Origin of the sequence: Aeromonas sobria (assembly GCF_006243315.1) — a bacterium.
Classification (GTDB): Bacteria; Pseudomonadota; Gammaproteobacteria; order Enterobacterales; family Aeromonadaceae; genus Aeromonas; species Aeromonas sobria_A.
Window position 1 is genome coordinate 30,804 of record NZ_NKWE01000043.1, and the last position, 20,332, is coordinate 51,135.

The window sequence follows — 20,332 nt, forward strand, 5'->3', positions numbered from 1 at the left end:
ACCCATCAACGAGAGGGAGATCCCGTTTCTTTCAGCTCAGGGGGTCAGTTCGCCAAGGGAGGCGACATCCACCGGCGCAGCGTAATCGACTCCCGGCAGCTCGAAGCCGTTGAGCTGCATGAAATCCTGCCGCAACCCGGCAAAGTCCCCCAGCCCGTGGAAATTCTCCGGCGTCACTTTGGGCCAGAGCGCCGAGACGGCGGCCTGAATGGCCGGGTCGAGCTCGTGATCATCCATCCGGATCAACCGGTTGCCATCGGCCACCACCCCATTGGGCCCGTACATTTTGGCGGCAAACAGTCGCTGCATCTGCTCGATACAGCCCTCATGGACGCCGCGCTCCTTCATCACCCCCATCAGCAGGCCCAGATAGACCGGCAGCACCGGAATATAGGCGCTCGCCTTGGTCACCAGCGCCTTGCAGACCGACACCCAGGCGTGACCGCCAATCCCGGCCAGCTGCAGGTTGATGGTCTCGGCGGTGGCGTGCAGATGCTCCTTGGCATAACCGATGGTGCCATCCCGATAGAGGGGATAGGTGGATTCGGGGCCGATATAGGAGTAGGCCACGGTCTGGACGCCAGCGGCCAGACAATCGGCCTGCTGCAACGCCTGCATCCAGAGCTGCCAATCCTCGCCCCCCATCACGGTGACGGTATCGCGGATCTCCTCTGGCGTTGCAGGCGCCAGCGACTGCTGCACCAGGGTGTCCTGTTCCAGATCCAGCCCCCAACCGCTGAACGGCTGGCCGGTGGTCTTGAGCACCGAGCGCACTTGCATGCCGTCGGGCAGCACCCGAATGCCGCTCGCCAGCGAGTAGATCACCAGATCCACCTGCCCCAGCTGCTGGCGGATGGTGTCGATGGCCTGCTGGCGCATCCCGTCGGAGAAGGCATCACCGATCAGGTTGATGGCGATACGCCCCTCTTGCTCCGCCGCCTGCCGAAACCAGATGTTGTTGTACCAACCGGCGCTGCCCTGCCCCTTGTCGGAGGGGCCGCGCTCGAACGAGATACCTATGGTGTCGGCCTGCGCGCCGAAGGCGAGCGCAATGCGCGAGGCCAGCCCGAAACCGGAGGAGGCCCCCAGCACCAGCACCCGCTTGGGCCCGTTGAACGGGCCAGCCGCCTTGATCCGTTCGATCTGCTGCTGCACGGCGGCGCGACAGCCGATGGGGTGACAGTTACGGGCAACACAGCCTTTGATCTGTGGGTGAATAATCATGAATGAATCTCCAAGGCATCAAGGCGATATGAGGGGCGACCGTTGCGGGCAAACCCGCACCACACCTGAATCTGCGGGTGAATGATCATGGGAGGGCCGCCAAAGAAACTGGCTACAGCATAACCAAATCGCGGGAGATTAACTTGATGCCGGATCGCTATCAGTAACAAAGCGGCAGGAAATGAGGCAGAAAAACAAAAGGGAGCACGAGGCTCCCCAAAGCGGTATTCAGATGCTTTTTATTGTTTTGTGTTCATTGCGAAGCACGGGCCCATCCTATGCCTCTCCCCCCGGATCAGCAAGCCGGGGGGTGTGACCGGCTTCAAACTCTTGTTTGATTTATAGGCAAATGGTGGTTAATAACTGAGTGGCTCACCCTGTGGCACATGAAATTAAACTCATTTAAATCCGAAAACTGTGCCTGAGACACCATTTTAGTTTCAGCAGAGATGGGTATAGTGGGCGAAAGGATCGGTAAGGAGATACCCCATGAGTGGAACAACCTATTACAAGCATATTCTGGCCGCGATCGACCTCTCTGAAGACAACCGCAAGGTGATCGACAAGGCGGTGGACAGAGCCCGTTCCAACGGCGCCAAGCTGTCAGTTATCCATGTCGATGTGGACCTCAAGGATCTCTACACCGAGATGATCGATATCGACATCGACAACGTGCAGGATCAGGTGATCGCTGAAGCGAAAGAGAAGCTGGAGGCATTCCTGGCCTCGGTGGACTACCCCATCGAGAAGAAGCTGGTGATCTGCGGCGATCTGAGCGAGCGAGTCAATCAGGCGGTCAAGGAGTATGAAATTGACCTGCTGGTGTGCGGCCATCGCCAGAGCTTCTGGAGCCTGCTTACCTCGAGCGCCCGTCAACTGATGAATACAGTGCCGTGCGACCTGCTGGTCGTCCCCTTGCAGAAGTGATGAAACCGGCGTAGTTTGATTTGCTATGAATATGACCGCATTCAATCACAACTACTGGTGGTGCTGCTCCTAAACAGGCGGCACCGCGTTTCTATTCTAGATTTCCCAAAGAAAACACCGTGACCGCCGAGAGGCGGTCAACTGTTTTTATCCCTTTGTCGCCTCCCGGCTCACCCAACTGGAGAGAGTGACATGCACAACCCCGTTATCCTGACTGGCGATCGTCCCACTGGCAAACTGCACATCGGCCACTACGTCGGTTCCCTGCGCCAGCGCGTCGAAGCCCAGCACCACTACCGTCAATTCGTGATGATCGCCGACTTGCAGGCGCTGACCGACAACGGCCACAACCCGGCCAAGGTGACCGACAACGTGCTGGAGGTGATGGCCGACTATCTGGCAGTCGGCCTCGATCCGGCCAAGACCACCTTCTGCCTGCAGAGTGCCCTGCCCGCCCTCGCCGAGCTCACCTGCTACTACCTCAATCTGGTCAGCGTCGCGCGGCTGGAGCGCAACCCCACCGTCAAGGCGGAGATCCAGCAGAAAGGGTTCGAGCGCACGCTGCCAGCCGGTTTTCTGGTCTATCCGGTCAGCCAGGCCGCCGACATCACCGCCTTTCGCGCCAGCCATGTGCCGGTTGGGGAAGATCAGCTGCCGATGCTGGAGCAGACCAACGAGATCGTCCGCCGCTTCAACACCTTAGTTGGCAAGGAGGTGCTGACCGAGTGCCAGCCGATCCTGAGCGACACCGGCCGCCTGCCCGGCATCGACGGCAAGGCCAAGATGTCCAAATCCCTCGGCAACACCATCGAGCTCGGCATGTCGGCGGAAGAGGTCAAACAGGCGGTGTTCGCCATGTATACCGACCCCAACCACCTCAAGGTGAGCGATCCGGGTCAGGTGGAGGGGAATACGGTGTTCGCCTATCTGGATGCCTTCCATCCCGACAAGGCGCTGGTGGCCGAGATGAAGGCCCACTACCAGCGTGGCGGACTGGGGGACATGCGCTGCAAACAGGTGCTGAACGACTGCCTGCAAACCCTGCTCGCGCCGATGCGGGAGCGCCGTCAGACCGCCATCGCCGACAAGGACAAGCTGCTGGCACTGCTCTATCAGGGCACCGAGCAGGCCCGCATCATCACCGATGAGGTGTTGGCTGAGGTGAAAAACGCCATGGGGTTGGACTACTTCGCCAGACTGCGTTGAGCCGGTGAGCCCAGCGCATCGGCACCATAGAGGTCAAACACCAGCTGGTGCAGCAGGCTCTTGAACCAGCCGATCGCCTCGTCATGGGCGGTGAGCGGGTGCCCCGCCATCAGGTAGATGATGGGGATGGCGGGATTGAGCTGATGCATCCGTAGCGGATAGTAGCGGCAGAACAGGCGCCCGATCATCTCGGGCACCACCACCAGATAGCGACCACTGGCCATCAGTGGCGGCACCGCCATAAAGCTCGGTAATCTGACCCCCAGCTCCCGCGCTACCCCGAAGCGGGCCAGCCAGAGCTCCACCATCGCCTGACTGTGGCCCCAGCTGGAAGTATGAATATGGGGCCGACTAACCAGCTCGGCGGGCCCCAGCACATCGGGTAGCTCGCTACCGAGCGGTGACAGGCAGACCAGCGGATTGTTGAACCAATCCTCCCGCCACAAGCGGGGCGAAAGGTGGTTGGCACCGGCAAAACCGATCACCAGATCCAGTTCTCCCTTCTCCAGCTCCCGCTCGTAGTCGCTGTCAGCCAAGTCGCACACCTCCAACCGACAGTGAGGCGCGAGTCGATGGAGCCAATCCACCAGCACCGGCACCACCCCATGCTCCACCGAGCCCGGGGTAGCGATACGAAAAATCCGCCGCGCGGTGGCGGGATCAAATCCCTTGGCCTGGCGCAGCCCCTGCTCCAGCATCGCCAATGCCTGCCGTACCGGCCCGGCCAACGCCTTGGCCCGCTCGGTCGGCATCATCTCGCGCCGACTCATCACAAACAGCGGATCATCCAGTGCCACTCGCAACCGCCCCAGCGCGTGGCTGACGGTGGATTGGGAGAGATGCAGCCGATCGGCCGCACGGGTGACGTTGCGCTCCTGCATCAGCATGTCGAATACGGCGAGCAAGTTGAGGTCGAGGCGGGCCAGTGAGCTATCCATCGATATTAACCATAGTGGGATGCCAACAATTCATTTTCGCCATACTAGCAGATTCCCTAGAATGCACAGCTCAATACATCGGAGATTAACATGCGTAGCTATCTGTTATTGCTGGCCATTGGCCTGCTGTGGGGTTCCCAGTTCATTTTCATGCATCAGGCCGTTGCCGAACTGCCCCCCATCATGGTGGCTGCCGGTCGTGCCTTGTGTGGCAGCCTGATCCTGGGCCTGCTCTGCCTGTTTATGCGTCTCAAGAGTGAGCACACCCCGTGGCGTACCTATATGTTGATCGCCCTGATGGATGCGACCATGCCCTTTATCATGGTCGCCTGGGGTCAACAGCATGTTGATAGCGCCACTACCGCCGTGCTGATGGGCTGTATCCCGTTTGTGACCATTCTGGCCGCCCCACTGTTTATTGCCGGTGAACGCATCACCAAGAGCGGCCTGCTCTCTGTCATCATCGGTTTTGCCGGTGTCTTGACCCTGTTCTGGCCGAATCTCTCCCAAGGCATGAACGCTGGCCTGATGGGTGCCATTGGCATACTGTTTGGCGCCAGCTGCTTTGCCATCGGTCTGCTGATGATCAAGCGCTTTGCCAAGGATCACCCTGTGGTGGTTGCCCGCAATATCCTGCTTTGTGCCGCAACCCAACTGCTGATTGCAACCCCGTTTATTACTGACCTGAGCACCTTGGCCATGCCAAGCGGCCAGGCGCTGAGTGCCATGATTGTGCTGGGTAGCCTCTGTACCGGTCTGGTTTACTTCCTTTACATGGTGCTGATCCAGAAGGCTGGCCCAACTTTCGCCTCCCTTAGCAATTATCTGGTACCGCTGTTCGGCGTGATGCTGGGTGCCCTGTTCCTCGGCGAGCAGATCCACCCAACCACCGGTATTGCACTGGCGCTGATCCTCGGTTCGGTTGCCATGAACCAGTGGGCGCAGCAGCGTCGCATGCAGCGCGAGAGCTCACTGTGTCAGGCATCCTGACCACACTGTGCGGTGGTCTGGTCGTGATTGCTGGTTGGCAATATCGCCAGCGACTGGCTGGCATGCTGGGGCTGCTGATGGTGCTGCTGCCCTGGCTGTTCGATAGCAAGCTGCAAGCCATGCTGAGCTATGCCATCCATGCCTGAATGCAAGATCTGAGTGTGTGAAGAGAGCGTATCGCTCCTGTTTGGGGACCTTTTTTAAATAACCTCCGATTGTCTCCCGCTACCGGCGCTCTGCGCCGGTTTTTTTATGCCTTGAGTCTGGTCCTCTAATCCCCTGTTGTAATAGGGGTAGCTGGGCTGCTATGCACCATTACCAACAATCATCACGCTCTGAAGAACTGGGTACAGATAAATAACCCTTTCTGATGAGAAAATTCATATGCCTATTTTTGCTGTTCTATCACTTCTTCACACTCTGGCCACAAACTCTCCAGTAGAAAATTTGTGCTTTATCGGGGCGGTTCTTGCGCTGTCAATGCTGGTCAACGCTATCGCAGGGCTACTTAACACATAACATACAAAGCATGTCTTCCATGTGAGACTGATGATGGTAAATCAGACCCAGGCTGTGGGCACATAACATGCAAACTATTCCAATGCATTGGACTGATTGGTTAAGAAAACCAATAACGCCACTTGGCACTCAAACCGAATAGCAATAGCTCAACTGCTCGTTTTTGCGCGGGCCGGTGATCTGCCAGCTCAGCAGAAAACCGCCGTCGATCTCGGTCAGCTCGGCGCTGTAGTGATCCGCCCCGCACAGATGGGGCTCGGCGGTCAGCCAGCGGCCATCCCCTTGCGGCAGCAGCTCGAACAGCGCCACCGGCTGCTCATAGCGTAGATGGGAGAGGCGGATCCCCCGCGCACTGCGTTGCCACCAGAAGCGGTTGTGCATGGCAAGCTGCCGCCCGTGAGGCGTGGTGTAGCGGCCCTGCTCGCTAAACAGCCAGCCACCCTGATGATCGGTCACCTGCACAGTTCCCTCACCGCGCCCATTCCAGTCAGTCTCCGACCCAACCCCATTACTGGCGGTAAAGGCAAATGCTCCGACCTGTGGCAATCGCGCCCATAAACGCTGGATTGCCGCTTCCATCTCGGCCATCATAGCCCCCTTAAAATTGACAACTGACGATAAATCAAACACATGAACTACTTGATAGGGGTCACCCTGCTCTGGTCATTTTCCTTTAGCCTGATCGGGGTCTACCTCGCTGGCCAGGTGGATGCCTACTTCTCGGTGCTGACCCGCATCGCTCTCGCCACTCTGGTGTTTCTCCCCTTCCTGCGTCGCCGCTGGCTGCGCCCCGATCTGGTGGCCAAACTGATGGCCCTCGGCGCCATCCAGCTCGGCATAATGTATCTCTTCTACTACCACTCCTTCCTGCTGCTGACGGTGCCAGAAGTGCTGGTCTTTACCATCTTCACCCCCATCTACGTCACCCTGCTCCACGATCTGCTGGAAGGCCGCTTCAAGCCCAGATATCTGTGGGGCGCCCTGCTGGCGGTGATCGGGGCTGCCGTCATTCGCTTCGACGGCCTGACCGAAAGCTATGTACTGGGATTTTTGGTGGTACAGGGGGCCAACCTCTGTTTCGCGCTGGGTCAGGTGGGCTACAAGGTACTGCTGGCACGGGAGGCGGAGCAACCGCCGCAACTGGCGGTGTTTGGCTGCTTCTATCTGGGCGCCCTGCTGATAGCGCTGCCCGCCTGGTGGCTGCTGGGCAAGCCGCAATATCCGACCTCCGGGCTGCAGTGGGGCATTCTGCTGTGGCTGGGGGTGGGTGCCTCCGGCCTCGGCTACTTCCTGTGGAATAAGGGGGCGACGCTGGTCAGCAGCGGGGTGCTGGCCATCATGAACAATGCGCTCATTCCGGCCGGCTTGCTGGTCAATTTGCTGTTATGGGGCAAGGATACCGATCTGACCCGGCTGGCGATTGGCGGCCTGCTGATGCTGGCCTCCCTTTGGGTCTGCCAGCGTCACAAGGTCAACCAGCACTGACCCACGGTCAGCCGACCACAGCGTTGCGCTCCCGTCTGGCCTGACCGTGACAGGTGGCCAGTCGGGCCAACAGGTGGTCGAGCTGCTCACCGGGCTGGCTCTGCACCAGCCCGATGCTGACGGTCACCGGCCGCTGGGTCAGCAGGCTGGCGTCGGCAATCTCCAGCCGTAGCCGTTCGGCTATCTCCAGTCCGCTCATCCGCTCGGTCTGGGAGAGCATCAGGATAAAACCGCCCTCATCCCAGCGGGCGAAGGGATCTTCTCGCCGCAGCTCGTGGCGCACAATGCGCGCCAGCTTGGCGATCATGGCATCGCAGGTTGCCTCGCCAAACAGCAGCTGGATTTTGGCCATGTGGTCAACGGAGAACTGCAGCAGGCTGAAGCTGCCACTCTCGGTTGCCAGCCGATCTTCAAGCAGTTGCTCGAAGCGACCGCGACTCTCCAGACCGGTCAGGGGATCGGTGCCGTGCCGCTCTTCCACCAGCACCACCACAGGATCGAGATGGCGGACCACCCCCAGCAGATGGCCTCGCTCGTCACGGCGGATGCGCTCTTCCAGCCGGATATAGTGGCCATGATGATGGAGAATGCGGTATTCGAGGCGCAGACCACTGCTGCTGCCGCTCTGGCAGGCCAGCAGGGAGTCTTCCAGCCGGGAGAGATCGTCGGGATGGACCCGATCCAGCCAGCCGAGCTCGTCAGGCCAGTGATCCCCCAGCCCCAACAACCTCAAGCAAGAGGGATCGCGGCGCAACCCCTGTGGCGCGGACCAGGTCCAGATCCCCGCCTCCAGCAGCGCCATCGCATCAGCGAGCAGACCCGGATCAAGCCGGGCAGTCACATCGACTGGGGATGTCTTGAGCATTTCCATGAGGCGCCTCGAAACAGGATCTGAATACCTGCTCAATAAGTAACATTGGCTCTCACGCCGAGCAACAGGGTCAGATCGCTTTTGTGTGATACCCGTTCATCAGGGTCTGCCAGTTCTCCGGAACGAAGTGGAAGCTGGTATGCAATTGGGCCTCTTTATTAAAAGACCGCTGCAACCGTTCCAGATTGGCCTTCTGCCACTCACCGGGGGAGCGGATCGCCCCCTTGTCAAAATCGATCACCCACACCTTGTTCTCTTTATCTATCAGCAGGTTGTGGCTGTTAAGATCGGCATGATAGACCCCGGCATCGTGAAACTGGCGCACCGTCTGGCCAATCTTGTGCCACACCTCGGCCACCACAGGCCCCTGTTTGAGCAGGGCCACCATGTCTTTGGCGCCGCGAATCCGCTCGATCAGGATATCGGCGCGATAGAAGGGGCCCTGTTTGACCATGCGGGCACCAAACGGACGCGGCACCGGCAGCCCCAGCTCGCATAACTTGGCGAGCAGAGTGTATTCGGCCATGGCGCGGCTCGACTCGACCCCTTCGAACCAGAAGCGATCCCGCACCACCTTGCCCACCATGCCGCCACGATAGTAGTGGCGCAGCACCAGATGGCGGGACTCATCCTTGACGAACCAGGTCACTCCCCGACCAATGGCGGTACCCACCACCTGCCGGTTGTTCTGCCACCAGGCAGGATCGAATAACTGGGGAGAAGGGTCGCGAAAGGCCCCTTCGGCATACCAGCAGATCTGGTTGTGTTCGGTCTGTATTCGCATTATGAAGATCCCGCTCGGTGGGTCATTGATCGCTTGCGCGATGAGGCTGCCGCTCTGGCATGCGCGCAATTTTACAATCCGCAGGGGAGTTTGCATAATGCCATCCACCCTTTTTGCCAGCCGTGCGCCACAACATGCCGCTATTTCAAACGCCACCCTCCTCCATCTGCATCCTGCGGCTCTCCGCCATCGGGGATTGCTGCCACGCACTGGCGCTGGTGCGGGTCATCCAGCGGGAGTGGCCACAAACCCGCATCACCTGGATCACCGGCAAAATCGAGGCAACCCTGTTTGCCGATCTGCCCGGGGTCGAGGTGATCCCCTTCGACAAGAGCAAGGGGTGGCGCGGCTATCGCGATTTGTGGCAGACCCTCAAGGGGCGCAAATTCGATGCCCTGCTCCATCTGCAGGCCGCCATGCGCGCCAGCATTGCCACCCTCGGCATCCGGGCGAACATCAAACTCGGCTTTGACAAAGAGCGGGCCAATGACGGTCAGTGGCTGTTCACCAACCACAAGGTGCCATCCCCTGCCTCCCCCCATGTGCTGGATGGTTTCCTCGCCTTCGCCCAAGAGCTCGGTATCAAGGATCTGACTCCGGACTGGCAACTGCCCATCAGTGCCGAACATCAGGCATGGGCAAAGGAGAAGATTGGCGGCAAGCCGACCCTGCTGATCTGCGCCGCCGCCAGCAAGGCGTTCAAGAACTGGACCGCAGCTGGCTATGCCGCGCTGGCGGATCACGCTGCCAGCAAGGGTTTTCAAGTCTACCTCTGTGGCGGGCCGGCCAAACTGGAACGGGATCTGGCCGCCGAGATCCAGCAACTCAGCCACAGCAAACCGGCCGATCTGGTGGGGCAGACCAACCTCAAGCAACTGCTGGCGCTGATTGGCGAAGCGAGTCTGGTGCTGGCCCCCGATACCGGCCCCACCCACATGGCAACCCTGGTCGGCACGCCGGTGATCGGCCTCTATGCCCACCACAATCCGGCGCGCACCGGCCCTTACCTGTGCCGTGACTACGTGGTCAGCGTCTATCAGCAGCTGGTCGAGCAGGAGACCGGCAAGCCGCTGGCCGAATTGAGCTGGCGCACCCGCCTCAAGGACCCGGAGGCCATGCGCAAGATCACCCGCGAGCAGGTGATCGCCGCCTTCGACCGCCTCTGCGCCGATCGCCAGTTGCCGCACTGAAAGGGCAACTCGGAAATTCCGAGCCATCAGGCAGGGATAACCTGATGGCCCCCGCCCACCCTCACAGGCACAATACTGGCTGATGTGGGTTACGCTCCCGCAGCAAGCTACGAATACTTTGATCGGCTGGAATATGATTCCGGCCGTTTTTTTATTCGCCGTATTCTGGTAAAATTCGCCGCCTTTACATCCCCCTAATTCAAGAATTTTCCGCGTTTTGCGTTTGGCTGTCTCCCTTTCGGGCACAAGACGGCGGCCTCTGCTACAACCAAAACACCGGTTTCGATTAAAGGTAATAACATGGCGCAACAAGGCACTCTCTATATCATCTCTTCTCCGAGCGGCGCGGGTAAATCCAGCCTGCTCAATGCCTTGCTGACCAAACCTAACGCCGCAGGCAAGATGCAGCTGTCAGTTTCCCATACCACTCGCGCCACCCGCCCGGGCGAAGAACACGGCGTGCACTACCACTTTGTGCCGGTGGAAGAGTTCAAGGCACTGATCGAGCGCGGTGATTTTCTGGAGTGGGCCGAAGTGTTCGGCAACTACTACGGCACCTCCCGCGCCGCCATCGAAGCTTGTCTGGCCAAAGGGATCGACGTATTCCTCGATATTGACTGGCAGGGTGCCCGCCAGATCCGCGAGCTGATGCCGACCAAATCCATCTTTATTTTGCCCCCCAGCCGTGAAGAGCTGGAGCGCCGCCTGATTGGGCGTGGTCAGGACAGCAGCGAGGTGATCGCCGGCCGGATGGCGAAAGCCATTGCCGAAATGGTGCACTACGACGAGTATGACTATGTCATTATTAATGAAGACTTTGAGCAGGCACTGCTCCAGCTCGGGTCCATTATTGAGTGCCAACGGCTGGAAATGCGTAACCAGCAACAGGCTCAAAAAAACTTGCTGCAACAGCTACTGGCAGAGTAAGCCAAAAACAAGTAAACTTTTGCGTCATTTTTAAACACTGCTTTTCTAAATACAGAAAGCCCAAACACTGGAGTCCTGCATGGCACGCGTTACTGTAGAAGATGCTGTAAAACAGGTAGGTAACCGTTTTGACCTGGTGCTGGTCGCCGCCCGCCGCGCTCGTCAAATCGCGGTACAAGGCAAAGATCCCCTGGTCGACGAAGAGAACGACAAGCCGACTGTGATCGCCCTGCGTGAGATCGAACTGGGTCTGGTAAACAATCAAGTGATGGATACCCAGGACCGCTACGAACAGCAAGAGCAAGAAGCCGCCGAGCTGGCTGCCGTTGCTGCCATCGCCGAAGGTCGCGGTTAAGTAATTTCTCCGGTTGGCACCCGCCCGGGTGCCGACTGTTCATCCCCATTTACAACCGCTCGAAAACCTCGCAAACTCAGGGCTATACCTCAATTCCACGAATTGCCGTTTCACCGCTGCGGGGACTGTCTTGTATTTATTTGAAAACCTTAAAGAAATAGCCAGTTCCTACCTGCCGCCAGAGCAGGTCGAGAAGCTCAAGCAAGCCTATGTGGTGGCCCGTGACGCGCACCAGGGTCAGATGCGCTCCAGTGGCGAACCCTATATCACCCATCCCGTTGCCGTAGCCCGTATCCTGGGCGACATGCGTCTCGACCATGAAACCCTGATAGCCGCCGTGCTGCATGATGTCATCGAAGACACCTCGGTGACCAAGGTCGACCTGGCCGAGCAATTTGGCAGCGCTGTTGCCGAGCTGGTGGCCGGGGTATCCAAACTCGACAAACTGAAGTTTCGCGATCGCAAAGAGGCTCAGGCCGAGAACTTTCGCAAGATGGTGATGGCGATGACCCAGGATATCCGGGTCATCCTGATCAAACTGGCCGACCGCACCCACAATATGCGCACCCTGGGTTCGTTGCGTCCGGACAAGCGCCGCCGCATCGCCCGGGAAACCCTCGAAATCTTCGCCCCCATCGCCAACCGCCTCGGTATTCATACCATGAAGAACGAGCTGGAAGAGCTCGGCTTCGAGGCACTCTACCCGATGCGATCGCGGGTGTTGCGGGAATCGGTACGGCGGGCTCGCGGCAACCGTCGCGAAATTATCGATGCGATCCAGAGCGAAATCAGTGGTCGTCTGCATGAAGCGGTGATCGAGCATCAGGTCAGCGGGCGCGAGAAAAACCTGTTCTCCATCTACAACAAGATGGAGAAAAAAGAGCTGCAATTTCATGAGGTAATGGATATCTACGCCTTTCGGGTCAAGGTGAAGGACATAGATACCTGTTACCGGGTGCTGGGGCAGATGCACAGCCTCTACAAGCCGCGCCCCGGCCGCTTCAAAGATTACATCGCCATCCCCAAAACCAACGGCTACCAGTCGCTACATACCTCGCTGGTAGGCCCCCACGGGGTGCCGGTGGAGGTACAGATCCGCACCGAATTTATGGATCAGATGGCCGATAAGGGGGTAGCCGCTCACTGGACCTACAAACAGGATGGCGACAGCTCCGGCACCACGGCACAGATCCGCGCCCAGCGCTGGATGCAGAGCCTGCTGGAACTGCAGCAGAGCGCTGGCAGCTCCTTTGAGTTTATCGAGGGGGTTAAAACCGACCTCTTCCCCGATGAAATCTACGTCTTTACCCCGGAAGGGCGGATCATGGAGCTGCCCACCGGCGCGACGGCGGTGGACTTTGCCTATACGGTACACACAGATATCGGTCATGCCTGCGTTGGTGCACGGGTCGATAGACACCCCTACTCCCTCAGCAGCCCGCTGCATTCTGGCCAGACAGTGGAGATCATCACGGCGCCGGGCGCCCGCCCCAATGCAGCCTGGCTTAACTTCGTGGTAACCACCAAGGCACGTTCCAAGATCCGCCAGTTCCTCAAGAATCTGCGTACCGAAGAGTCGGTGGTACTGGGTCGCCGCCTGCTCAACCATGCGCTCGGCGCCAAAAATATCGAAGATATTTCCGAACCGCGCATCAAACAGGTGCTGGCAGATACCAAACACGAGAACCTGCAGGGGTTACTGGCCGATGTGGGTCTGGGCAACGCCATGAGTGTCATGGTGGCCCGTCGCATGCTGGGTGATGAGCTGCCGCCTGACGAACAACCCAAATCCAGCAGCAAGAAGATGCCGATCAAGGGCGCCGACGGCATGCTGGTCACCTTCGCCAACTGCTGCCGCCCGATCCCGGGAGATGCCATCATTGCCCATATCAGTCCGGGCAAGGGGCTGGTGATCCACCAGGAGTCTTGCCGCAACATCAAGGGCTACAGCAAAGAACCGGACAAGTACCTGCCGGTGCAGTGGGAACTTGACAAGGATCAGGAGCAGGAATTCCGTAGCGGCATCAGTGTCGAGATCGTCAATCATCAGGGTGCGCTGGCGGAGCTGGCCAACGTGATTGCCGCCACCGGCGCCAATATTCACGCCATCAGTACCGAAGAGAAGGATGGCCGGATCTATCTGGTCAGCCTGCTCATCACCACTAAAGGCCGGATCCATTTAGCCAATATCATGCGCAAGATCCGCGTAATGCCCAACGTGCTCAAGGTGAGCCGACAAAAGAACTGAACACAGGCGGCGCAAGCCGCCTGCTGCTTTTATAGCGACAACCATTGCCCGGCATGCTGCCGCGCACCATCGTCATGCAGGCCCAGTGTCAACTCGCTTTAACCGCCTGTATGCACGAGAAGAGTGCACAAACCTCACCGAATAGACATTGATATGACCCCTGAACGCTTTAAACGAATCTCCGACATGCTGGCCCAGCGCCAGCTCGATTTGACCGTCTGCATGGAAGAGGTCCACAAACCTCACAATCTCGCCGCTATCGTGCGCACCGCTGATGCCATCGGCATCCACCGGGTTCACGCCGTCTGGCCCAAAACCTGGATCCACAAACGCAAGGGCACCGCCCGCGGCAGCCAGAACTGGGTGGATGTAAAACTGCACCCGGATATCGGCAGCGCCGTTGCCGAGCTGAAAGCCTCCGGCATGCAGATCCTGGCGACCCATCTCTCTGACAGCTCGGTCGATTTTCGCGCCATCGACTACACCAAACCGACCGCCATTCTGGTGGGTCAGGAGAAGCACGGCATCGGTGAAGAGGCGCTGGCGCTGGCCGATCACCATATCGTCATCCCTATGGTCGGCATGGTGCAGTCCCTCAACGTCTCGGTGGCTGCTGCCGCCATCCTCTACGAGGCCCAGCGCCAGCGCGAGCTGGCCGGTTGCTATCAGCGCGGCTGCCCGCTAACTCTGGAAGAGCAGAACAGCATACTGTTCGAGGGGGGCTACCCCATCTATGCCCAGCTTTGCAAAGAGAAAGAGATGCCCTACCCCCAACTCGGCCCGGCCGGTGAAATTGTGGCGGACGAGGCGTGGTGGCAGCGGATGCAACTGACCCGTAAAGGCTGGGCACAGCAGAGCGAGCAGGACGATTCGCAGGAGGAGTGATGGAGAACCCTTTTGGCAGCTGGCTGGAGTCCCGCATCATCCGGGATCACCTGAGCAACCCGAACATAGAGGCTGGCGACTACAGCTACTACTCCGGCTACTACCACGGCAAGCCGTTCGAGGATCACTGCGTCCGCTACCTGCTCGGCGATGGCTCGACCCGCGAAACCTGGGAGAGCGGCCTCTGGGGCGAGGTGGATCGGCTGATCATCGGCAAGTTCTGCTCTATCGGCTCGGGCGCCACCTTCATGCTGGCAGGCAATCAGGGCCACCGGCTGGATTGGGTCTCCACCTTTCCGTTCAATCCCGACACCTTTGGCGAAGGGGCTCGCAGCGGCTTTCTGCGCAAGGGAGACACCCGGATTGGCAACGATGTCTGGATCGGCTCGGAAGCGATGATCATGCCCGGCATCACCATCGGTGATGGCGCCGTCATCGCCACCCGTGCCGTGGTGACCAAAGATGTGGCCCCCTACACCATCATGGGCGGCAACCCGGCCCAACCGATCCGCCGTCGCTTCAGCGATGAGCAGATCGGCATGCTGCAAGAGATGCGGTGGTGGGATTGGCCCCTGCCCCGCTTGCAAGCCAGCATGGCGCTGCTCTGCTCGGGAGATATCGCCGCCCTTTATCACCATTGGCAACAGGAGTGTGCCTGATGAAACCCCTCTCTCTTTCCCTGTTGGCCCTGACCCTGTTTTCTGCCGGAGCCCTAGCCGTGACCAATACCTATCCGCTCACCAGCGAAGCCGATGTGCCCACCCTCTACCAGCAAACCCTGCCCGACTTCTGGCGCCAGCATGCGGTTGAAGGGGAGTTCAAGGGCAAGGATGGGATCACCATCCGCTATGCCGCGCTGCGGCAAGCCAAGGTCGATCGCGCCATCCTCATCGTTAATGGCCGGGTCGAAAGCTATCTCAAGTATCAGGAGCTGGCGTGGGATCTCTGGCGTCAGGGCTACAGCCTCTATCTCATCGACCATCGCGGTCAGGGGATGTCTGGCCGGATGCTGGCTGACCAGCAGAAGGGATATGTCGACCAGTTCGACGATTATGTGGTCGATCTCAAGCAGTTTCACGACCAAGTGATCATGGCGGATCAGCCCGCCAAGCTGTTCTTGCTGGCCCACTCCATGGGCGGCGCCATTTCGGCCCGCTATCTGGAGCACTGGCCCGATGATATCAAGGCGGCCGTGCTCTCCTCCCCCATGCTGGGCATCAATCTCGGCGGTCTGCCCAAGTGGCTGGCCAAAGGATTGGCAACCACCATAGGCACGGTCGGCGGCTGGATTGGCGAGCCCCCCTACGGCCCCGGTCAGGGCGGCTATCAGGATCACGGCTTTGCCGATAACGAGCTGACTCACAGCCAGTCCCGCTATCAGGCCTTCCGCCAACTCTATGAGCAGCACCCGCAGATCAAGCTGGGGGGCGCCACCGCTCACTGGATTTATCAGGGTATCACTGGTGCCGATGCCGCCATCGCCGATGCGGGCGCCATCAAGACCCCGCTGCTGGTACTGCAGGCAGGCAGCGACAGCGTGGTGGACAATGCCGCGCAGGACCTCTTCTGCACCCTGGCCAAATGCGAAGGGGGCAAACCGCTGCGCATCGAGGGGGCCTGGCACGAGCTGTTTATCGAATCCGATGACAAGCGCCAGCCAGCCATGACCGCCATGGCCGACTTTTTCGCCCGCTTCTGAGCTGGCTATTTTTTGTAACCCTAAATAAATGGGGTGACAGTGCGGGCTAAGGTAAACTGCCCCTGTTTTCAATTGATGCCGAGGTAATGATGTTCAAGGTTGTTGTATCCGATCTCGATGGCACTCTGCTCAACAAGCAGCACCAGATCTCTTCCCGTACCCGGGAAACCCTGCACCGCCTGGTAGAACAAGGTGTAAAGTTTGTGGTTGCTACTGGTCGTCACCACGTTGATGTGCGCAGCTTCCGCGATGCCCTGGGGATGGACATCTACCTCATTACCTCCAATGGCGCCGTGGTCCATGACAAACAGGATCAGCTGATTTTCAACCAGCCGCTGCCAACCGAGATCGCTGCCGAACTGATTGCGCTGGAGCGCGACCCCTCTATCCACCTCAATGTCTATCAGGGTGATGATTGGGTGGTGGAAGAGGAGCTGCCATGGCTGCTGCAATTCCATGACGAGTCAGGATTCACCTACCGTCTGGTCGATGACCTGAAGCAGGAACCGAAAGAGAAGATCAACAAGGTGTTCTACATCGGCGACCACGAAAAACTGCTGAAGATCGAGGCACACCTCAACCAGCGCTATGGCGACCAGCTCAACGTCACCTTCTCCCTGCCGGATTGCCTTGAAGTGATGCATGCCGGGGTGCACAAGGGCAATGCTGTGCGAGCCGTGCTGGAACAGAATGGTTTCGACATGTCGGAGGCGATCGCCTTCGGCGATGGCATGAACGACTTCGAGATGCTGACCATGGTGGGCCGCGGCATCGTGATGGGCAACGCCCATGACCGGCTGAAAGTGGCACTGCCGGAGTATGAGCAGACCCTCACCTCCGATGAAGATGGCGTCGCCGTCTATCTGGAAAAACTGTTCGAGCTGGAGAGCGTCAGCGCAGCCTGACCCTCTTCATTTCCACATCAGATTCCACAGAGCCTCACCACGTGAGGCTTTGTTTTTTAAGGGTCTCCAGCCAGGGATTGGGTCGCTGCCAACTGAAGCTCTGGTTGGCCCCGCCGTAGCATTCGGCCAGTCGCAGCGGCGTGCCGGGCATATGGCGTCGCCCGGCCACATCGAGGCAGCGGGAGACCTTGCTGTTGAACAGCCTGTCCTTCTGCCACTCCCACTGCGCCTGCCCATCACAGGGGGCCAGCATCAGCTCGCTGTCGTTTTTGGCCTGCAGGCAGAGATCCTGCAGGTGCAGCTCACCCAGATCCCACTCGAACAATTGGTCGTCTTGGCCGCTGCAGGGTTGTGCCAGCAGCTTCTGCTGTGACACCGAAATGCAAAAATCGCCACTGGTCAGCAAGGGAGAGCGGGCACGCTCCTCCTGCGGTTGCGACGCAATGGAGCCCATCATCATATCGGTTGATGGCGGCTTGATGGTACAGCCCCCCAGCAGCAAGGCTGCCAGCATGGCGGGAGTGCAAGAAAAAGAAATTTTGTTATACATGGGAAACACGCCTGAAATGGGCCGATGACATCCGGTTGTCAGTGACTCTAGGCTGCAGCATAACTGAAAGGGCAGATATCTTGCCCAAAGAGAGTGTAAACAGACGTAACAGCGGGTTAATGGAGGCGGGGATAGCAAATACCAGAAAGCAAAAAACCCCGCCGAAGCGGGGTTTTTCTAAATGTGGTCGGTGATAAAGGATTCGAACCTTTGACCCTCTGGTCCCAAACCAGATGCGCTACCGGACTGCGCTAATCACCGAGGCTATTTCTTGCGAAACAGTTTACTACTTTTAAAGTCTAAAAACAACAACTTAAGTCATCTTCATCATACAGCAAGTATGGTGCGAAGAGAGGGACTCGAACCCTCACACCCGGGGGGCACTAACACCTGAAGCTAGCGCGTCTACCAATTCCGCCACCTTCGCATACCTGACAAGCTGTAAAATGGGGTGGCTGATGGGGCTCGAACCCACGACAACCGGAATCACAATCCGGGACTCTACCAACTGAGCTACAGCCACCACAGCTGTTTTCGTTCCACAACACGCCCGTTTAACCGGCGCACTTTTGATGGTGCGCCCGACAGGATTCGAACCTGTGACCTCTGCCTCCGGAGGGCAGCGCTCTATCCAGCTGAGCTACGGGCGCTACGCTGTCGAACGGGGCACATTATTGATGATGAACGATGCCTAGTCTACAATTTTTTTCCTTTATCGTGCTGACCGTTGCTTTTTACAGCACATCGTATGCTTTTATCGCAGTTTCCCTCAATAAACACACCAAACGGCGCAATGCACGCTGATCTTTTGTGTCATCTTGGCTTGTTATCTTGACTTGGTTTTATGCCCACCTAAAATGAATGAACGTTCATTCAACCGAAAATAGCGCAGATGAGTCCAGGTAAAAAAGAGTGCATCTTCAATGCTGCCCATGAAGTGCTGGGTGAACGCGGCTTTCATGGTCTGTCGATTGCAGAAGTTGCCAAAAAGGCCAACGTTGCCACCGGCACCATCTATCGCTACTTCGCCGACAAGGATGATCTGGTTCGGCAGCTCCATCAGCACACCATCTTGCAGTGTGTCCCCATGGTCATGGCTGATGTAGATGTCGATAAAGTTGTATTTCAACAATTTCGCCAACTATGGCTAAATATTCACACCATCTTCGTTAACGAACCCAACGCTATCAAGTGCAAATTACAGTACGAAAGCTCCCCGCTAGGGGCAGAGTTGGAAACCAATCCTGTCATCCTGGCCGCTTGGGCGCCTCTGGACCGATTTTTTGAACAGGGTGTTGAACAAGGACTGTTTATTGATTTACCGATACGAGCACTCCAGGTGTTGAGTCTGGACAGTGTCATGCATCTGGCCCTGCAATGCAGGGTGCATCACATCACGCTGACCGAAGCGCAGTTGGAAACTGCGATTCTGGCCAGCTGGAACGCCATTTTACCCCCCATCACGTCTACCTCAGGAGCCTGTTCATGAAAAAGTGGATGGCCATTATGCTGCTGATTGCGATTGCCTTGTTTGGCAGCGTCATCGGTTTCAATTTGTTCAAACAAAAAATGATTGCCCAATACATGGCCAACCGGCCAGAACCCGAGTTCCCTGTCACCGCCATGGTGACCAAGGCGCAAGACTGGGTACCGACCATAGAGGCAATCGGCTTCATCGAGCCAAACCAGGGGGTCACTCTGTCTACCGAGCTAGCCGGTACCATTGATGCCATCACCTTTGAGTCAGGCACACGGGTTAAGGCTGAACAGCTGTTGCTGAGCCTGGACTCCAGCGTAGAAAAAGCCAATCTGCGCGCGTCCCAAGCCAAGCTGCCCGCCGCCAAGGCCAAGTTCGATCGCTTCCTGAATCTTTACAAGACCAGCTCTATCTCCAAAGAGCAGCTGGATGATGCCGAGGCATCTTTCCGTTCACTGGAAGCGGATATCGAGAGCCTCAAAGCCACTATTACCCGTCGTGAAGTCCGCGCCCCGTTCAGTGGTATGGTCGGCCTGCGTAATGTCTTCCTCGGCCAGTACCTGCAACCGGGTACCGATATCGTGCGACTGGAAGATACCAGCATGATGCGCTTGCGCTTCACCGTGCCCCAGACCGACATCTCCAAAATCACCCTGAACCAGATCGTCAAGATTAATGTGGATGCCTATCCGCAAACCCAGTTTGACGGCCACATTACTGCTATCGAGCCTGCCGTTAACTACCAGAGCGGCTTGATCCAGGTGCAGGCTGATATCCCGAATAACGAAGGCCAGCTTCGTTCCGGTATGTTCGCCCGTGCCAGCATCATTTTGCCAACGGTGAAAGATCAGATGGTTATCCCGCAAACCGCCATCTCCTTCACCCTTTACGGTCAGAATGTCTACGTCCTCAAACAAGGCGAGGAGACAGATAAAGAGGGTAACAAGGTGAAAGTGCTGCGAGCCAAGCAGGTGGTAGTCAAGGCGGGCGAACGACGCGGCAATGACGTGCATGTGCTCTCTGGCATCCAGGCCGGTGACCAGATCGTGCTGTCGGGCCAGGTTCGCCTGAGCAACGACACCAAGGTGCATGTGGTCGAGAACGATGCTCTGGCCGTCCCGGCACAAACCCCGATGCTGTAAGCGCGGAGAT

The 20,332-nt window shown here is 58.3% G+C and carries 21 protein-coding genes and 4 tRNA genes; 15 read left to right on the plus strand and 10 right to left on the minus strand.

All coding sequences use genetic code 11. The annotated features are described in order from the left end of the window. Window positions 1-36 precede the first annotated feature (36 nt). Window positions 37-1,224: an enoyl-ACP reductase FabV gene (gene fabV / locus CF137_RS14170; RefSeq protein WP_139719773.1), complete on the minus strand. Its 1,188-nt coding sequence runs from the start codon at window positions 1,222-1,224 to the stop codon at window positions 37-39. Window positions 1,225-1,713: 489 nt separating this feature from the next. On the opposite strand from fabV, the gene CF137_RS14175 reads away from it, so the two are divergent. Together CF137_RS14175 and trpS are read left to right on the plus strand one after the other, a co-directional pair. Then, complete coding sequence (locus CF137_RS14175) at window positions 1,714-2,151, plus strand: universal stress protein (RefSeq protein WP_005339229.1); 438 nt, start codon at window positions 1,714-1,716, stop codon at window positions 2,149-2,151. A 192-nt stretch (window positions 2,152-2,343) separates the two neighbouring features. Further along, window positions 2,344-3,357, plus strand: coding sequence for a tryptophan--tRNA ligase (gene trpS, locus CF137_RS14180; protein WP_139719776.1), 1,014 nt, complete (start codon window positions 2,344-2,346; stop codon window positions 3,355-3,357). On the opposite strand, the gene CF137_RS14185 is transcribed toward trpS, so the two are convergent. Next, window positions 3,336-4,295 carry a LysR family transcriptional regulator gene (locus CF137_RS14185; RefSeq protein ID WP_098971542.1) on the minus strand — a complete coding sequence of 320 codons (960 nt, stop codon included), beginning with the start codon at window positions 4,293-4,295 and terminating at the stop codon, window positions 3,336-3,338. The two genes, trpS and CF137_RS14185, sit on opposite strands and share 22 nt — an antisense overlap. Before the next feature lie 90 nt (window positions 4,296-4,385). Between CF137_RS14185 and CF137_RS14190 the strand changes: the two genes are divergently transcribed. Both CF137_RS14190 and CF137_RS22125 read left to right on the plus strand, forming a co-directional pair. Further along, window positions 4,386-5,285 carry a DMT family transporter gene (locus CF137_RS14190; RefSeq protein ID WP_139719778.1) on the plus strand — a complete coding sequence of 300 codons (900 nt, stop codon included), beginning with the start codon at window positions 4,386-4,388 and terminating at the stop codon, window positions 5,283-5,285. Then, window positions 5,270-5,431 carry a hypothetical protein gene (locus CF137_RS22125; protein WP_098971540.1) on the plus strand — a complete coding sequence of 54 codons (162 nt, stop codon included), beginning with the start codon at window positions 5,270-5,272 and terminating at the stop codon, window positions 5,429-5,431. The genes CF137_RS14190 and CF137_RS22125 overlap by 16 nt, the downstream gene beginning before the upstream one ends. Before the next feature lie 502 nt (window positions 5,432-5,933). On the opposite strand, the gene CF137_RS14200 is transcribed toward CF137_RS22125, so the two are convergent. Further along, window positions 5,934-6,395 (minus strand): DUF6314 family protein, encoded by a 462-nt coding sequence (locus CF137_RS14200; RefSeq protein WP_139719780.1) that lies wholly within the window; start codon window positions 6,393-6,395, stop codon window positions 5,934-5,936. 39 nt (window positions 6,396-6,434) lie between these two features. Between CF137_RS14200 and CF137_RS14205 the strand changes: the two genes are divergently transcribed. Continuing rightward, complete coding sequence (locus tag CF137_RS14205) at window positions 6,435-7,289, plus strand: carboxylate/amino acid/amine transporter (RefSeq protein WP_139719782.1); 855 nt, start codon at window positions 6,435-6,437, stop codon at window positions 7,287-7,289. Between the two features lie 7 nt (window positions 7,290-7,296). On the opposite strand, the gene CF137_RS14210 is transcribed toward CF137_RS14205, so the two are convergent. Both CF137_RS14210 and CF137_RS14215 read right to left on the minus strand, forming a co-directional pair. Continuing rightward, window positions 7,297-8,160 (minus strand): sensor domain-containing diguanylate cyclase, encoded by an 864-nt coding sequence (locus CF137_RS14210; protein WP_139719784.1) that lies wholly within the window; start codon window positions 8,158-8,160, stop codon window positions 7,297-7,299. A 70-nt stretch (window positions 8,161-8,230) separates the two neighbouring features. After that, window positions 8,231-8,944, minus strand: coding sequence for a 3-deoxy-D-manno-octulosonic acid kinase (locus tag CF137_RS14215; protein ID WP_101345845.1), 714 nt, complete (start codon window positions 8,942-8,944; stop codon window positions 8,231-8,233). A gap of 134 nt (window positions 8,945-9,078) precedes the next feature. On the opposite strand from CF137_RS14215, the gene CF137_RS14220 reads away from it, so the two are divergent. The 8 genes from CF137_RS14220 (at window position 9,079) to CF137_RS14260 (ending at window position 17,153) form a co-directional block, all read left to right on the plus strand. Continuing rightward, window positions 9,079-10,134: a glycosyltransferase family 9 protein gene (locus CF137_RS14220; protein WP_139719786.1), complete on the plus strand. Its 1,056-nt coding sequence runs from the start codon at window positions 9,079-9,081 to the stop codon at window positions 10,132-10,134. A 300-nt stretch (window positions 10,135-10,434) separates the two neighbouring features. Next, a complete protein-coding gene (gmk, locus tag CF137_RS14230) occupies window positions 10,435-11,061 on the plus strand; it encodes a guanylate kinase (RefSeq protein ID WP_101323201.1) in 627 nt (208 codons plus the stop codon). A 79-nt stretch (window positions 11,062-11,140) separates the two neighbouring features. Further along, on the plus strand, window positions 11,141-11,416 hold the full coding sequence (gene rpoZ / locus CF137_RS14235) for a DNA-directed RNA polymerase subunit omega (protein WP_005307060.1): 276 nt from the start codon (window positions 11,141-11,143) through the stop codon (window positions 11,414-11,416). Window positions 11,417-11,546: 130 nt separating this feature from the next. Continuing rightward, complete coding sequence (gene spoT / locus CF137_RS14240) at window positions 11,547-13,664, plus strand: bifunctional GTP diphosphokinase/guanosine-3',5'-bis pyrophosphate 3'-pyrophosphohydrolase (protein ID WP_101317610.1); 2,118 nt, start codon at window positions 11,547-11,549, stop codon at window positions 13,662-13,664. Window positions 13,665-13,817: 153 nt separating this feature from the next. After that, window positions 13,818-14,549, plus strand: coding sequence for a tRNA (guanosine(18)-2'-O)-methyltransferase TrmH (gene trmH / locus CF137_RS14245; protein WP_162515943.1), 732 nt, complete (start codon window positions 13,818-13,820; stop codon window positions 14,547-14,549). After that, on the plus strand, window positions 14,549-15,208 hold the full coding sequence (locus CF137_RS14250) for a CatB-related O-acetyltransferase (protein WP_139719791.1): 660 nt from the start codon (window positions 14,549-14,551) through the stop codon (window positions 15,206-15,208). Before trmH ends, CF137_RS14250 begins: the two co-directional genes overlap by 1 nt. After that, window positions 15,208-16,248, plus strand: coding sequence for an alpha/beta fold hydrolase (locus CF137_RS14255; protein WP_139719793.1), 1,041 nt, complete (start codon window positions 15,208-15,210; stop codon window positions 16,246-16,248). The genes CF137_RS14250 and CF137_RS14255 overlap by 1 nt, the downstream gene beginning before the upstream one ends. An 89-nt stretch (window positions 16,249-16,337) precedes the next feature. Beyond that, entirely contained in the window at window positions 16,338-17,153 is an 816-nt protein-coding gene (locus CF137_RS14260; protein ID WP_139719805.1) for a Cof-type HAD-IIB family hydrolase, read from the plus strand. A gap of 34 nt (window positions 17,154-17,187) precedes the next feature. Here the strand turns inward: CF137_RS14260 and CF137_RS14265 are convergent, their stop codons facing one another. The 5 genes from CF137_RS14265 to CF137_RS14285 form a co-directional block, all read right to left on the minus strand. Further along, on the minus strand, window positions 17,188-17,703 hold the full coding sequence (locus CF137_RS14265) for a ricin-type beta-trefoil lectin domain protein (protein WP_139719795.1): 516 nt from the start codon (window positions 17,701-17,703) through the stop codon (window positions 17,188-17,190). 184 nt (window positions 17,704-17,887) lie between these two features. Continuing rightward, a tRNA-Pro gene (locus CF137_RS14270) sits at window positions 17,888-17,964 on the minus strand. Window positions 17,965-18,044: 80 nt separating this feature from the next. Further along, window positions 18,045-18,130: transfer RNA gene (locus CF137_RS14275), tRNA-Leu, on the minus strand. Window positions 18,131-18,150: 20 nt separating this feature from the next. Beyond that, window positions 18,151-18,226: transfer RNA gene (locus CF137_RS14280), tRNA-His, on the minus strand. A gap of 50 nt (window positions 18,227-18,276) precedes the next feature. Next, window positions 18,277-18,353 (minus strand) — tRNA-Arg (locus CF137_RS14285). 242 nt (window positions 18,354-18,595) lie between these two features. Between CF137_RS14285 and CF137_RS14290 the strand changes: the two genes are divergently transcribed. Both CF137_RS14290 and CF137_RS14295 read left to right on the plus strand, forming a co-directional pair. Further along, window positions 18,596-19,192: a TetR/AcrR family transcriptional regulator gene (locus CF137_RS14290; protein ID WP_139719797.1), complete on the plus strand. Its 597-nt coding sequence runs from the start codon at window positions 18,596-18,598 to the stop codon at window positions 19,190-19,192. After that, window positions 19,189-20,322: an efflux RND transporter periplasmic adaptor subunit gene (locus CF137_RS14295; RefSeq protein ID WP_068979174.1), complete on the plus strand. Its 1,134-nt coding sequence runs from the start codon at window positions 19,189-19,191 to the stop codon at window positions 20,320-20,322. The genes CF137_RS14290 and CF137_RS14295 overlap by 4 nt, the downstream gene beginning before the upstream one ends. Window positions 20,323-20,332: the final 10 nt, after the last annotated feature.

Coding starts and splice junctions, on each gene's coding strand:
- fabV (WP_139719773.1), bottom strand. CDS start 1,224: ATGATTATTCACCCACAGATCAAAGGCTGTGTTGCCCGTAACTGTCAC.
- CF137_RS14175 (WP_005339229.1), top strand. CDS start 1,714: ATGAGTGGAACAACCTATTACAAGCATATTCTGGCCGCGATCGACCTC.
- trpS (WP_139719776.1), top strand. CDS start 2,344: ATGCACAACCCCGTTATCCTGACTGGCGATCGTCCCACTGGCAAACTG.
- CF137_RS14185 (WP_098971542.1), bottom strand. CDS start 4,295: ATGGATAGCTCACTGGCCCGCCTCGACCTCAACTTGCTCGCCGTATTC.
- CF137_RS14190 (WP_139719778.1), top strand. CDS start 4,386: ATGCGTAGCTATCTGTTATTGCTGGCCATTGGCCTGCTGTGGGGTTCC.
- CF137_RS14200 (WP_139719780.1), bottom strand. CDS start 6,395: ATGATGGCCGAGATGGAAGCGGCAATCCAGCGTTTATGGGCGCGATTG.
- CF137_RS14205 (WP_139719782.1), top strand. CDS start 6,435: ATGAACTACTTGATAGGGGTCACCCTGCTCTGGTCATTTTCCTTTAGC.
- CF137_RS14210 (WP_139719784.1), bottom strand. CDS start 8,160: ATGGAAATGCTCAAGACATCCCCAGTCGATGTGACTGCCCGGCTTGAT.
- CF137_RS14215 (WP_101345845.1), bottom strand. CDS start 8,944: ATGCGAATACAGACCGAACACAACCAGATCTGCTGGTATGCCGAAGGG.
- CF137_RS14220 (WP_139719786.1), top strand. CDS start 9,079: ATGCCGCTATTTCAAACGCCACCCTCCTCCATCTGCATCCTGCGGCTC.
- gmk (WP_101323201.1), top strand. CDS start 10,435: ATGGCGCAACAAGGCACTCTCTATATCATCTCTTCTCCGAGCGGCGCG.
- rpoZ (WP_005307060.1), top strand. CDS start 11,141: ATGGCACGCGTTACTGTAGAAGATGCTGTAAAACAGGTAGGTAACCGT.
- trmH (WP_162515943.1), top strand. CDS start 13,818: ATGACCCCTGAACGCTTTAAACGAATCTCCGACATGCTGGCCCAGCGC.
- CF137_RS14250 (WP_139719791.1), top strand. CDS start 14,549: ATGGAGAACCCTTTTGGCAGCTGGCTGGAGTCCCGCATCATCCGGGAT.
- CF137_RS14255 (WP_139719793.1), top strand. CDS start 15,208: ATGAAACCCCTCTCTCTTTCCCTGTTGGCCCTGACCCTGTTTTCTGCC.
- CF137_RS14260 (WP_139719805.1), top strand. CDS start 16,338: ATGTTCAAGGTTGTTGTATCCGATCTCGATGGCACTCTGCTCAACAAG.
- CF137_RS14265 (WP_139719795.1), bottom strand. CDS start 17,703: ATGTATAACAAAATTTCTTTTTCTTGCACTCCCGCCATGCTGGCAGCC.
- CF137_RS14290 (WP_139719797.1), top strand. CDS start 18,596: ATGAGTCCAGGTAAAAAAGAGTGCATCTTCAATGCTGCCCATGAAGTG.
- CF137_RS14295 (WP_068979174.1), top strand. CDS start 19,189: ATGAAAAAGTGGATGGCCATTATGCTGCTGATTGCGATTGCCTTGTTT.